Raw genomic sequence first — 12124 nt, 5'->3', positions numbered from 1 at the left:
ATCTATGCACATCAGTGTTCCATTCCTTTTGAAAATCTCGATGTCTATGATTTCCGGAAGGAGATCTCACTGACGGAGGAAGCGTTATATGACAAATTTATCGTACAGCGGAGAGGCGGCTACTGCTTTGAGATGAACGGATTTTTCTGTGGGATGCTTCGCTCTATGGGATTTGACGCACGCCCCTGTCTGTGCAGAGTTATGTTTGGTCTGACGGATCCTTCACAGAATCTGTTTGACCACCGGGCAACCATTGTCACGCTGGATGGAAAAGACTATTTCTGTGAAGTCGGTCTGGGCGGAGCCATGCCGCCGGCATCTATGGAAATTCCGGCTCAGGGACTGTGGAGAGCGGATCCCGAAGATGTATGGCATGAGATGAAAGGAGAAGAATTTTCTATCCGTGCCATCGAACCGGGCTGGTATGGAACGATGCGCAGGGTACGGTTGGAACGGGATATCTATGAGGATCCTTTCAATCGAAAGGAACGCCTGGAGGTTATGTTTACCACGATTGCAGTACATGAGATAGATTTTACATCTTTGAATTATTATCTGTCTCATGCTGCGGAATCTCTGTTTCACCGCCAGCGGATTGTCAATCTGCGCACAGAGCGTGGATATCGTGCACTGACGGGGCTTGTTTATCGGGAAGTGGCAGACGGAATACGCAGAGAGCAGACGCTGATACCGGAGGAACTTCCGGTGATCCTGAAGGAAAACTTCGGAGTAGAACTGACAACAGAGCAGATCCGGTATTTTGCGGGATAAGTAGAAAATAATCAGAAAGAGCGGTGATACAATCAGATGGAACCTAAGCAGAAGACAGAACAGGATACGACAGTTGGACAGGAACATTTTGCCCCAAAAACAGAATATCTAGATGAAAAACTGCTGGCATACAGTCAGACAGATGCCTATCCATTTCATATGCCGGGACATAAGCGCCAGTCTATGGGAAACTGGACTGGGGAAGAGATCGACATTACGGAGATTACCGGTTTTGATAACCTGCATCATGCGGAAGGTATTTTGCGTGATGCTCAGCATCGTGCTGCGGAAACCTTCGGTGCGGATGAGACATTTTTTCTTGTAAACGGAAGTACGGCGGGGCTGCTGGCGGCTGTGTGTGGAACGGTAAAAAAAGGCGGTCGTCTGCTGATGGCACGTAACTGCCACAAAGCCGTGTACCATGCGGTATATCTGATGGAACTGAAAACCACGTATCTGTATCCGAAGCAGACAGCCTTTGGTATTCAGGGAAGTATCTCACCGGAGCAGGTAGAAACGATGTTGGAACAGTACCCTGATACGGAAGCGGTTCTGCTGACTTCACCTACTTACGATGGAGTCCTTTCTGATATTGCAGCAATTGCAGAGATTGTGCATGCAAAAGGAATTCCACTGATCGTGGATGAAGCACATGGCGCTCATTTTGGTTTTTCAAAGGGATTTCCGCAAAAAGCACTGGCACTTGGTGCGGATCTGTGTATCGAAAGTGCGCACAAGACTCTGCCGGCTTATACCCAGAGTGCACTGCTTCATTATAGAAAGAATCCGTGGGTTGATCTGGAGCGGGTAAAATGGTACCTTGGCATTTATCAGTCCAGTTCTCCTTCCTACATTTTAATGGCGGGACTTGACCGCTGTACTCGGATTTTACGGGAACAGGGAACGGAACTATTTGCGGCATATGAGGAACGCCTGCATGATTTTTATGAAAAATGCAAAACACTACAACGGATCACGGTGCTTTCTCCAGATGGAAAAATCGGAGAAACCGGGGAAAAGGATCCGGGTATCTGGGATCGCGATCCATCAAAAATCCTGATCTGTGCGGAAAGAGTCGGACTGCATGGACAGCAGCTGGCAGAACTTTTGACAGAGCGGTATCATCTGGAAATGGAAATGGTTTCCGGGCATTATGTGACGGCGCTGACAACGCTTATGGATACTACAGAAGGCTTTAACCGGCTGTTTGCAGCACTGCAGGAAATTGATCAGAGAGATGAGGTTGATCTGAATCAGGGAATATTTACTACGGATGAGATTTATCACAGGGCAGAAAAAGTATTGGAGATCGCCGAGGCAATGGATGCGCCAAAGCAGACCGTATCTTTGATGGAATCTGCAGAATCTGTGTCTGGAGAATTTGTTTATCTGTATCCGCCGGGAATCCCGATCCTTGCACCGGGAGAACGTGTGACAGAGGAAATTCTGAAAACACTGCGTATTTGCCAGACGCGGAATATGGAAGTGGAAGGAATGAAAGATTACAGTGGACAAAGGATTGAAGTGTGTACTATACTATAAAGATATGAGAGACGAAAGTAGGATGTGATCATGGGAAAAATCTATTGTCTGATGGGAAAAAGTGCATCTGGAAAAGACACCATTTATAACCGCCTTCTGGCAATGGAAGACCTGAAGGTAAAACGTGTGATTCCGTATACGACCCGGCCAATCCGGTCCGGAGAAGTAGAAGGGGAATCTTACTTTTTCTGTTCGGAAGATCAGGTAAAGGAATTCGAAGATGCCGGAAAAATCATTGAACTACGTGCATACAATACAGTGTATGGTGTGTGGAAATATTTTACCGCGGATGACGGACAGATATCTCTGGCGGAAAGAGATTATCTGATGATCGGGACACTGGAAGCCTATGAGCAGATCCGCGATTATTTTGGAGCGGAGCATGTCTGCCCGATTTACGTGGAAGTGGACGATGGACTGCGTCTGCAGCGGGCGCTGGATCGGGAACGTTCCCAGGAAAAGCCGAAATACGCGGAAATGTGTCGGAGATTTCTGGCGGATGAGCAGGATTTTTCCGAGGAAAATCTGAAAAAAGCAGGGATTACAAGGCGTTTCCTGAATAAAGATCTGGGTCAGGTCACTCAGGAGATTGCTTCTTATATTCGATAAATTTTTAGTGAGGAACAGTAATGGCAGGATTTCATGAGATTATCGGACATGAACAACTGATTGCGCATCTGCAGAGCGCGATCGTGATGGATAAAGTATCTCATGCGTATATTATCAACGGTCCGAAGGACAGCGGAAAAATGATGCTGGCGCAGGCGTTTGCCATGGCCTTGCAGTGTGAGACATCGATTCAAAAGCGTGAGCAGGTGGTCGGACTTCCGAAAGCAGAACTGCACCCGGAGATCATTGCGGAGCCGTGCATGGAATGCCATTCCTGCAAGCAGGCATTAGGCAGCAATCAGCCTGACATTATTTATCTGACACATGAAAAACCAAATACGATCTCAGTAGCGGATATCCGTGAGCAGATCAATCATGATATAGAGATTAAGCCCTACAGCAGTAAATATAAAGTATACATTGTGGATGAAGCGGAGAAAATGAACCAGCAGGCACAGAATGCCCTGTTAAAAACCATTGAGGAGCCGCCGGCTTATGCGGTGATCCTGCTTCTGACCACGAACGCGGATGCGTTTTTACAGACCATCCGTTCCCGTTGTGTGATGCTTGACATCAAACCGGTGAGTGATGAAAAAATCAGGGAATTTTTGATGAAAAAACGTCAGGTGCCAGATTACAAAGCGGAAGTCTGTGCGGCGTTTGCCCGTGGAAATGTGGGGCGGGCTGTGGCACTGGCTTCCTCAGAACGATTCAATGAACTGAAGGACGTTACCGTCTCGCTCTTGCGCAGACTGGGAGATGTCCGCAAATACGATTTATTACAGGAGATAAAACCACTGAACGATTTCAAAGACGATATCAGAGAATTTTTTGATTTGGTTTTGTTTTGGTATCGGGATGTGTTATTATATAAAGCAGCAGGCTCAGAGGAGCAGTTGATATTCCGCGAACAGTCGTTGGAAATACGGCATCAGGCGGAAAAATGCTCATATCGCGGACTGCAGCAGATATTAGAAGCAATTGAGACAGCGGACCGTCGGATCCGGGCAAACGTAAATTTTGACCTGACCATGGAAATGCTGGCATTGACGATCAAGGAGAACATTAGATGATAAAAGTTACTGGAGTAAGATTCCGTCAGGCGGGCAAAGTGTATTATTTTGATCCGAAAAACCTGAAATTGGAGCGCGGCAGCCATGTTATCGTGGAAACTGCCCGTGGTATCGAGTATGGTACCGTAATTGTCCCGCCAAAGAGTATTACAGATGATGAAGTGGTTCAGCCGCTGAAAGCGGTCATCCGTGTGGCAACACCGGAAGATGATCGTATCGAAGAAAAAAATCATGAGAAAGAAAAAGATGCATACAAGATCTGTCTGGAAAAGATTGAAAAACACGGTCTTGCCATGAAACTGGTGCAGGCAGAGTATACGTTTGACAACAACAAACTGCTATTTTACTTTACTGCAGATGGACGCATTGATTTCCGTGAGCTGGTAAAGGATCTGGCAAGTGTATTCCGTACGAGAATCGAGCTGCGTCAGATCGGTGTCCGTGATGAGACCAAAATCCTTGGCGGCATTGGTATCTGTGGACGCCCACTGTGCTGTCATACATTCCTGACAGAGTTTGCGCCGGTGTCTATCAAGATGGCGAAAGAGCAGAATCTGTCCCTGAATCCGACCAAGATATCCGGTGTGTGCGGACGATTGATGTGTTGTCTGAAAAACGAAGAAGAAACTTATGAATATTTAAACAGCCGTCTGCCAAATGTAGGTGACCGTGTGACAACCCTGGACGGTCTGAAAGGTGAGGTACAGAGTGTCAGCGTACTGCGCCAGCTGGTGAAAGTTATTGTGGATATGGGGGATGAGAAAGAAATTCGCGAATATCAGGTAAAACAGCTGAAATTCCGTTCCAAACGCCGCAGAGACCATGGCGAGCGTCTGAGCAAAGAGGAAATGCGCAAACTTGCTGAGTTAGAGGACAAGGGAGGTCATTCCAAGTTAAATGAGTAATTTATTGCCGGGAGAACGAATCGACGAATTACAACGAAACGGCTACCGTATTATCCAGAATCCGGAGAAATTCTGTTTCGGTATGGATGCGGTGCTGCTGTCCGGCTTTGCCCGGGCAAAAAAACATGAAAACTGTCTGGATCTGGGCTGCGGAAATGGAATCATCCCAATTCTGATGGAGGCCAAGACCGATGGAAACCATTTTACCGGTTTGGAGATTCAGCAGGAGAGTGCGGATATGGCGCGGCGCAGTGTGGCGCTGAATGCTCTGCAGGATCGGATCGACATCGTAGAAGGTGATATTAAGGATGCTTCAAAAATTTTTGGAGCATCTTCTTTTCATGTCGTGACGACAAATCCACCTTATATGACCGCGCAGCACGGACTGACGAATCTGCATGAGGCAAAAACCATTGCCAGACATGAAGTATTATGCAATCTGGAAGATATTATTCGGGAGAGTGCACGCCTTCTGGTGCCAGGAGGACGTTTTTATATGGTACACCGTCCTTTCCGTCTGGCAGAGATCATCTCTTTGATGGTGCAGTATCGCATCGAGCCGAAACGGATGCGCCTCGTATATCCCTATGTGGACCGGGAGCCGAATATGGTGCTGATCGAGGGCCTGCGGGGCGGAAGAAGCCGCATGACAGTGGAAAAACCATTGATTGTTTACAAAGAACCGGGAAAATATACGGATGAGATATATGATGTATATGGTTATTAAGCTTATGTATCGTATATCCTTGACAGATTGCAATACAACATATATCGGACTGTGAGGTGAAATAGGAATATGGCAGGAAAATTGTATTTATGTGCGACTCCGATTGGAAATCTGGAGGATATTACGCTCCGTGTACTGCGTACATTAAAAGAAGTAGATTTAATTGCGGCGGAGGATACCAGAAATTCCATTCATTTACTGAATCATTTTGATATCAAAACACCGCTGACCAGCTACCATGAGTACAACAAAGTGGATAAAGCATATCAGCTGGTAGAAAAAATGCAGCAGGGAACAAATATCGCGCTGATCACCGATGCGGGTACACCGGGTATTTCCGATCCAGGCGAGGATCTGGTGCGTATCTGCTATGAGCAGGGCATTGAAGTGACTTCCCTTCCGGGTGCAGCAGCCTGCATTACGGCCTTGACGCTGTCCGGGCTGCCGACACGTCGTTTTTCCTTCGAGGCATTTTTACCAAAGGAGAAAAAAGAGCGTGCAGCCGTGTTGGAAGAACTGAAAAATGACACAAGAACACTGATCGTGTATGAGGCGCCGCATCATCTGATTGGAACGTTAAAAGAACTGAAGAATGCATTAGGTGACCGCAGACTGACGGTTTGCCGGGAGCTGACAAAGAAATTTGAAACCGCATTCCAGACTACATTTTCTGAGGCAATCAGTTATTATGAAGAGCAGGGCGTTCGCGGAGAGTGTGTGTTAGTCATCGAGGGCAGAAGCCGGGAAGAACTGGTGCAGGAGCAGCAGCAGTCCTGGGAAGCAATTTCCGTAGAAGAACATATGGAGCGATATTTAAGCACAGGTATGGATCGAAAAAGCGCCATGAAACAGGTGGCAAAAGACCGTGGTGTAGGAAAACGCGAAATTTATCAGATGTTGTTAAACACAGAAAACGAGTAATCTGAGGAAGGGAGTAGTTATGACAAAAGATTTAACGGTTGGAAGTCCAATGAAGTTGATCTGGCAGTTTTCCATACCGCTGGTACTGGGAAATCTGTTTCAGCAGATGTATAACATGGTAGATACTGTAATCGTAGGTCGTTATCTGGGGCTGGGTGCCCTGACCAGCGTAAGTTCCACGACATCTATTACATTTTTGATCATTGGTTTCTGCCTTGGAACCTGTACGGGACTGGCTGTACCCGTGGCGCAGAAATTTGGTGCAAAAAGTTACAGTGAAATGCGTAAATTTGTGATGAATGCGGCATATCTGGCAATTTTCCTTGCTGTGATCATGACAATCATAACCTGTGTGCTGTGTGGTTCTATTCTGACCTGGATGAAGACACCGGATCAGTTTTATCAGGGCGCATATGATTACCTGTTTGTCATTTTCCTGGGAATCCCATTTACATTTTTATATAATGTAGTGGCTGGAATTATCCGGTCGCTGGGTGATTCCAAAACGCCGTTTTATTTTCTGGTCATGTCTGCAGTGATGAATATTTTTTTGGACATGCTGTTTATTATTGGATTTAAATTGGGAACTGCCGGAGCAGGATGGGCAACAATTTTGTCCCAGGCAATTTCCGGAGCGCTATGCTTTGTATACATGAAGAAAAAATATGATATTTTGAAAACAGAGCATCAGGAGAGAAAGTTAGATTTTCATTACATAAAGACATTGTTTACCATGGCAGTACCGATGGGACTGCAGTTCTCTATCACCGCAATCGGAAGTATTCTGCTCCAGAGCGCAGTAAATGCGCTGGATGCAGTGTATGTATCTGCATTTGCGGCAGCTACAAAGGTAAAACAGCTGGCAATGTGTCCGTATGACGGATTCGCCACAGCAAGTGCAACTTTTGGCAGCCAGAATCTTGGTGCCGGCAATCTGAAACGAATTCGGGAGGGACTGAAATCCGGAATTATCATTTCTGTGATTTACAGTATTGCCATTGGAATCGTACTCATTTTTGCAGGTTCCAAGATTGCTCTGATTTTTGTGTCTGGCAGTGAAACAGAGGTGCTTGGCTATGCGCAGCAGCTTTTGACATGTGCAGGATTCTTCTATTTCTTCCTGGCATTCTTAAACTGTACACGACTGACGATTCAGGGACTTGGTTACAGTGCAATTGCCATGTTTGCAGGTTTGAGCGAATTGGTCGCCAGAGGTTTGATGGCAGTATTTGTCATTCCGAAATTTGGATATACGGCAGTATGCTTTACGGATCAGACTGCATGGATCGCAGCGACGGCGGTGGTAATGCCGGTGTTTCTTTCGATTATGAAACGTTTGGAAAAACGGCAGGCGGAAGCGGCCAAAACGGTGCCGGTGCAAAATGGGTGACGTGCCGTTCAGAATTAAAAATATGAGATAACGGAACTTTAGTGAAGCGGAATCAGGGAATTTTGTCCCAGCGGCTAACAATCGCCTGCTAGGAAAAAATTCCCTGATTCCGTTTTCACTTTATATAAAGTTACCGATTTCCAAGTACATATGCCCGAAGAATTTTAAATGGCGCCGGTCCAATTTCAAGCACTTTTTCGTAAAAGGCAGAATCCGTATAAGTATCCGGATTTTGCTTTTTCATATCTTCCTGCAGATCATGAAATTCCAGATAACCGATATAATATTTCAGATAATTGGCCGGTTCGCCAACGATCAATTCAAAAATATCCCGCAGCACTTCTTCGTCTGTGAATCCATACGTGGAAAAGAACGTTGCCGTATCGTCTAATGTCCAGCCATCATAATGAATCCCTATATCCGCGGTGGCATATAGACTCAGAATCGCCGCCTGATTTGCGGCACAGAGTCTGGCAGCATCTGCAGAGAGACCGCTGTAAGTATAGGAATGCAGTTCTACAAAGGTCGCCCAGCCCTCAGTGTACCCCGGATAGCTAAGCAGCGAGCGGATTGGCAGATCACAAACAGAGTGAAAATATACATTCTGGTACAAATGTCCCGGAAATCCTTCGTGCGCCAGCGTGGTAAAAAGCCGAAGCCCTTCATACCCATTTTTCTGATTGATATAAATCGCATTTTCTGTCAGATGATCCAGTGGAGAGGTCAGGTAAAAGGCAGGTGAGAGATAGTCTTCCATGGCTTCATTTACATATTTGACAGTTACGTTACATTCAGGAAATACCGGAAATTCTTCTGAAATAGCATCCCGCAGGGTGGCAAGCATTTCTTCTGGAGACTGCGGTGCAATGGCGCAGTTTTCTGATTCAGCGGGTAGATCAGGATTCTGCTCCAACAGTTGCGAGATAAGAAGGAGATCTTCTTTGCGCTGGTTTGCGGTACGCTTTTTCAGTGAATCTATGCTGTCGCTGCTTCCGGTGCAATCCTGGACCAGATATTCATAATATTTTGTGCCTTCCGGGAAATGGCAGAGCCCGGCTTCGTTGATGGTACGATCGGAAAGTTTTTCCAAGGTGTCAGTCAGCAGGTTAAAGGCCGGAAACACTTCCTGTTCCAGAATGGCCTGATTCTGCTCCTGATAAGCAAGTTGTTCGTTTTTTGACAAATCCGTCAAAGCAGCAGATTTCTGATTAAATGTTGTTACCAAATAATGCTGCTTCGGATTGGATGTAAAATCATGACACTGATCGACAATGGTCCGGGCTGTGTAAGAGGGCATAAAACGTCCGGCAGCAGCTTTTTCCTCCTCATAAGCGCAGATCTGAGAAAAATAGCGTGGAATATCGGTCAGCAATTCCAGATAATCAGAAATATCCTGCTGATTGTGAAAGGTGTATTCTGCCAGCAGGATCGGAATCTGAGATTGCAGACCTGTGGTCGGCGTCAGGGGCTCGTCATAACAGTAGAAATCTGCACCGGCTTTGGCTTGAGTCAGGTGGTCATTGAGGATATCCAACGTCAGTTGGTTTTCTGAGGAAAGATTTTCGGAATCAAATTGCAGCAGCGTGGTGAGAATATTTTCTGCGAAGGCAGCAGCTTTTTTCGGGGAGTCTGAAGTGTAAGAACCGAGAGAAGCCTGATATTCCGTGATACCATATGCGGATGGATTTTCCAGTGTGTAGTGCAGGTTCAACAGATTTGCAGACGCTTCCTGACGAAAAAGTTTCGAGAGAAAGGCATCAAAAGCGGTATCGGCATCGGTGATGGATGTTTGCCCGATCGCAGAATCAGAGTTGTGTACAGCATCTGGAGATGTCTGTTGATCTTCGGTTAGAAACTGCGCAATCCAGGTGTCGGAATCCGCACAGTTGCAGACAGCAGCGCAGAAAATGCCAAGTCCGATGAGAAAGAGCGCAAGACAGAGGGAAAAACGAATTTTGCGGTGAAAATGAAAGTAGCAGTGTCGCATAGCTGGTACCGGATATTTATACATAGAATTATTATATAGGTATGCACGTCTCACAGATTTATTAATAAAGATAGTGTATTATGTCTATATATGTGAAACTTCATAGTAAAAGCCGGAAGAGCAGAGACATGTTATGCATTTGGTAATAGGAATTCTGTGGATTTGTCCCTTGCGGTGTGTATTCAGATTGTGTATAATTGATTTGTCAACCAACCAAAATATTTGATATACAAAATATAAAAATGTAAGATTCAAAGGAACTTGTTTATAGTTATGTCAGGAGGAACGCATTGGAAGGATACGATACGCTTCATGACCTGCTGGTCAAATTGTTTAACGAAATCATGAATATAGAGGAAAAAGCGATCATTACAGAGGAGTTCAAGGACATTTCCAATAACGATATGCATATCATCGAGGCTATCGGACTGGATGAGCCGCGGAGTATGTCTTCAGTTGCAAAGGATTTGTCTGTTACTGTGGGAACGCTGACTATTGCCATCAATAACCTTGTAAAAAAAGCCTACGTAAAACGTGTCAGAAGTGAAAAAGACCGCCGTGTGGTTCTGATCTCTCTGACGGACAAAGGCGTGAAAGCGTACCATCATCATGCAAACTTCCATGATGAAATGATCAAAGCAACCCTGAACGGCCTGGATAAGGAACAGACCAAGGTGCTTGTAAAGGCGCTGACAAACCTGAGTACATTTTTCCGTACGTATGGGAAATAAAAAAGAATATTGACTTATTATTCAGCATAAGTTGTTAGAAAGCCCCGAGGGAGCAGACAGCTTATGCTGAATTTTTTGTGGATTTTTATGATTATGGCGGGAATTGTATATGCGGCTTTTGCAGGGAATCTGCAGGCGGTGACAGATGCAGCGCTAGATTCGGCGCAGCAGGCGGTGACGTTGTGTATCACTATGGCAGGCGTGTTGGCGTTCTGGGTAGGATTGATGAGAATCGCAGAAAGTGCCGGTATGATGCAGCGGGCGGCAGATCGCATTTATCCACTGCTCCATTTTCTTTTTCCTCGTGTGCCAAGGGAACACCCTGCCTGTAAATCCATTGCGGCAAACTGCATTGCTAATTTTTTCGGTCTGGGCTGGGCTGCAACTCCGGCAGGGCTGCAGGCCATGGAAGATCTGGATGTATTGGAAAAAGAACGGACACTGATCCAGGCAGTACATCAGCCATACCAGAAAAAATATGATTTCGGCTCCGACCGGATTCACCATACATCTGCCCGGAAAGAAAAAGAGGCATCTACGGAGATGTGTACTTTTCTGGTGTTAAATATTTCTTCTCTGCAGTTGATTCCGGTGACAGTTATTGCTTATCGAAGTCAGTATGGTTCACCGGATCCAACGGGTATTGTGGGCGCTGCGATCGTGGCGACGGCATGTTCCACATTGGCGGGAATTATATTTGCAAAAATGATGTCTGTGGTAGATCGAAAAAGGGGATATTGAATTATGCAGCGTGTATTATTATTTCTGTCAGATTTTATTATTCCGCTTTTTATTATAGTAATCCTCATGGCAGGGCTTCTGAATCGGCGGAATGCTTATGAGGACTTTGTAAAAGGCGCAAAAGACGGCCTGAAAACAGCGATAGATATTTTACCTACCCTTGCCGGACTAATGGTGGCAGTGGGCATTCTGCGGGCTTCCGGACTGCTTGATGCACTGGCGGGAGCACTTGGAAACTGCGTAGACCGTATTGGATTTCCATCGCAGCTTGTTCCGCTGGCGGTGGTGCGGATGTTTTCTTCCTCGGCGGCCACAGGCTTGCTGCTTGATATTTATGAACAGTTTGGAACGGATTCCAGACTGGGAAGGATCGCATCGGTCATGATGAGTAGTAGTGAGACGATATTTTATACTATGAGTATTTATTTTATGACGGTTAAAGTGAAAAAGACACGATGGACACTGGCTGGGGCGCTGGTGGCGACTGTAGCGGGGATCATGGCCAGCGTGATGTTGGTGAATTTTCTTGTTTAGGTAGTTTTAAAAGAAGCTGGAAGAAAACTCCAATGCCGGCACGACTGATTTTCTATCTGCGCTGCGCCGCTTATCTCCGACCGCTTTCGTGAACTCACCAACAGCAAAAGCAGCTATTGGCTCAGACACACTCCCGCGGTCGGGCTATGCTCGCTCCGATAACGAAAATCAGTCTACCGCCTTGCCTTGGAGT

General features: G+C 46.0%; 12 protein-coding genes. 11 read left to right on the top strand and 1 reads right to left on the bottom strand.

Going from position 1 to position 12124, the window contains the following annotated elements; all coding sequences use genetic code 11:
- From Q0I54_RS12055 to Q0I54_RS12020, 8 genes are all read left to right on the top strand, one after another.
- Window positions 1–771: arylamine N-acetyltransferase (locus Q0I54_RS12055; RefSeq protein WP_296118927.1), on the top strand; the 771-nt coding region annotated here is incomplete at its 5' end.
- 36 nt (window positions 772–807) lie between these two features.
- Window positions 808–2313: an aminotransferase class I/II-fold pyridoxal phosphate-dependent enzyme gene (locus tag Q0I54_RS12050; RefSeq protein WP_296118926.1), complete on the top strand. Its 1506-nt coding sequence runs from the start codon at window positions 808–810 to the stop codon at window positions 2311–2313.
- Window positions 2314–2343: 30 nt separating this feature from the next.
- Window positions 2344–2922: a guanylate kinase gene (locus tag Q0I54_RS12045; protein WP_296118924.1), complete on the top strand. Its 579-nt coding sequence runs from the start codon at window positions 2344–2346 to the stop codon at window positions 2920–2922.
- A gap of 20 nt (window positions 2923–2942) precedes the next feature.
- A complete protein-coding gene (locus tag Q0I54_RS12040) occupies window positions 2943–3995 on the top strand; it encodes a DNA polymerase III subunit (RefSeq protein WP_296118922.1) in 1053 nt (350 codons plus the stop codon).
- On the top strand, window positions 3992–4900 hold the full coding sequence (locus Q0I54_RS12035) for a stage 0 sporulation family protein (protein WP_296118920.1): 909 nt from the start codon (window positions 3992–3994) through the stop codon (window positions 4898–4900). The genes Q0I54_RS12040 and Q0I54_RS12035 overlap by 4 nt, the downstream gene beginning before the upstream one ends.
- Window positions 4893–5627, top strand: coding sequence for a tRNA1(Val) (adenine(37)-N6)-methyltransferase (locus tag Q0I54_RS12030; protein WP_296118918.1), 735 nt, complete (start codon window positions 4893–4895; stop codon window positions 5625–5627). The genes Q0I54_RS12035 and Q0I54_RS12030 overlap by 8 nt, the downstream gene beginning before the upstream one ends.
- Before the next feature lie 69 nt (window positions 5628–5696).
- Window positions 5697–6548, top strand: coding sequence for a 16S rRNA (cytidine(1402)-2'-O)-methyltransferase (rsmI, locus tag Q0I54_RS12025; RefSeq protein ID WP_296118917.1), 852 nt, complete (start codon window positions 5697–5699; stop codon window positions 6546–6548).
- 19 nt (window positions 6549–6567) lie between these two features.
- Window positions 6568–7938: an MATE family efflux transporter gene (locus Q0I54_RS12020; RefSeq protein WP_296118915.1), complete on the top strand. Its 1371-nt coding sequence runs from the start codon at window positions 6568–6570 to the stop codon at window positions 7936–7938.
- A gap of 130 nt (window positions 7939–8068) precedes the next feature.
- Here Q0I54_RS12020 and Q0I54_RS12015 read toward each other — a convergent pair whose 3' ends face one another.
- The gene (locus Q0I54_RS12015) at window positions 8069–9949 is read right to left on the bottom strand and encodes a DUF885 domain-containing protein (protein ID WP_296118914.1); all 1881 of its coding nucleotides are present in this window, start codon (window positions 9947–9949) and stop codon (window positions 8069–8071) included.
- A 320-nt stretch (window positions 9950–10269) separates the two neighbouring features.
- Here Q0I54_RS12015 and Q0I54_RS12010 point away from each other — a divergent pair, with 320 nt between their 5' ends.
- The 3 genes from Q0I54_RS12010 to Q0I54_RS12000 all read left to right on the top strand — a co-directional run bounded on the left by Q0I54_RS12010 (window position 10270) and on the right by Q0I54_RS12000 (window position 11931).
- Entirely contained in the window at window positions 10270–10656 is a 387-nt protein-coding gene (locus Q0I54_RS12010) for a MarR family winged helix-turn-helix transcriptional regulator (protein WP_367270848.1), read from the top strand.
- A gap of 63 nt (window positions 10657–10719) precedes the next feature.
- A complete protein-coding gene (locus tag Q0I54_RS12005) occupies window positions 10720–11397 on the top strand; it encodes a nucleoside recognition protein (RefSeq protein ID WP_296118912.1) in 678 nt (225 codons plus the stop codon).
- A gap of 3 nt (window positions 11398–11400) precedes the next feature.
- Window positions 11401–11931 carry a spore maturation protein gene (locus Q0I54_RS12000; RefSeq protein WP_296118911.1) on the top strand — a complete coding sequence of 177 codons (531 nt, stop codon included), beginning with the start codon at window positions 11401–11403 and terminating at the stop codon, window positions 11929–11931.
- Window positions 11932–12124: the final 193 nt, after the last annotated feature.

Source organism: uncultured Eubacterium sp., from assembly GCF_934295145.1.
Taxonomy (GTDB): Bacteria; Bacillota; Clostridia; order Lachnospirales; family Lachnospiraceae; genus Eubacterium_I.
This window is presented reverse-complemented; position numbering and strand designations above follow the sequence as displayed.

Excerpts from the sequence above, each read along its gene's own strand:
- Q0I54_RS12000 (WP_296118911.1), top strand. The coding sequence starts at position 11,401 with ATGCAGCGTGTATTATTATTTCTGTCAGATTTTATTATTCCGCTTTTT.
- Q0I54_RS12010 (WP_367270848.1), top strand. The coding sequence starts at position 10,270 with ATGAATATAGAGGAAAAAGCGATCATTACAGAGGAGTTCAAGGACATT.
- Q0I54_RS12040 (WP_296118922.1), top strand. The coding sequence starts at position 2,943 with ATGGCAGGATTTCATGAGATTATCGGACATGAACAACTGATTGCGCAT.
- Q0I54_RS12020 (WP_296118915.1), top strand. The coding sequence starts at position 6,568 with ATGACAAAAGATTTAACGGTTGGAAGTCCAATGAAGTTGATCTGGCAG.
- rsmI (WP_296118917.1), top strand. The coding sequence starts at position 5,697 with ATGGCAGGAAAATTGTATTTATGTGCGACTCCGATTGGAAATCTGGAG.
- Q0I54_RS12045 (WP_296118924.1), top strand. The coding sequence starts at position 2,344 with ATGGGAAAAATCTATTGTCTGATGGGAAAAAGTGCATCTGGAAAAGAC.
- Q0I54_RS12005 (WP_296118912.1), top strand. The coding sequence starts at position 10,720 with ATGCTGAATTTTTTGTGGATTTTTATGATTATGGCGGGAATTGTATAT.
- Q0I54_RS12050 (WP_296118926.1), top strand. The coding sequence starts at position 808 with ATGGAACCTAAGCAGAAGACAGAACAGGATACGACAGTTGGACAGGAA.
- Q0I54_RS12015 (WP_296118914.1), bottom strand. The coding sequence starts at position 9,949 with ATGTATAAATATCCGGTACCAGCTATGCGACACTGCTACTTTCATTTT.
- Q0I54_RS12030 (WP_296118918.1), top strand. The coding sequence starts at position 4,893 with ATGAGTAATTTATTGCCGGGAGAACGAATCGACGAATTACAACGAAAC.
- Q0I54_RS12035 (WP_296118920.1), top strand. The coding sequence starts at position 3,992 with ATGATAAAAGTTACTGGAGTAAGATTCCGTCAGGCGGGCAAAGTGTAT.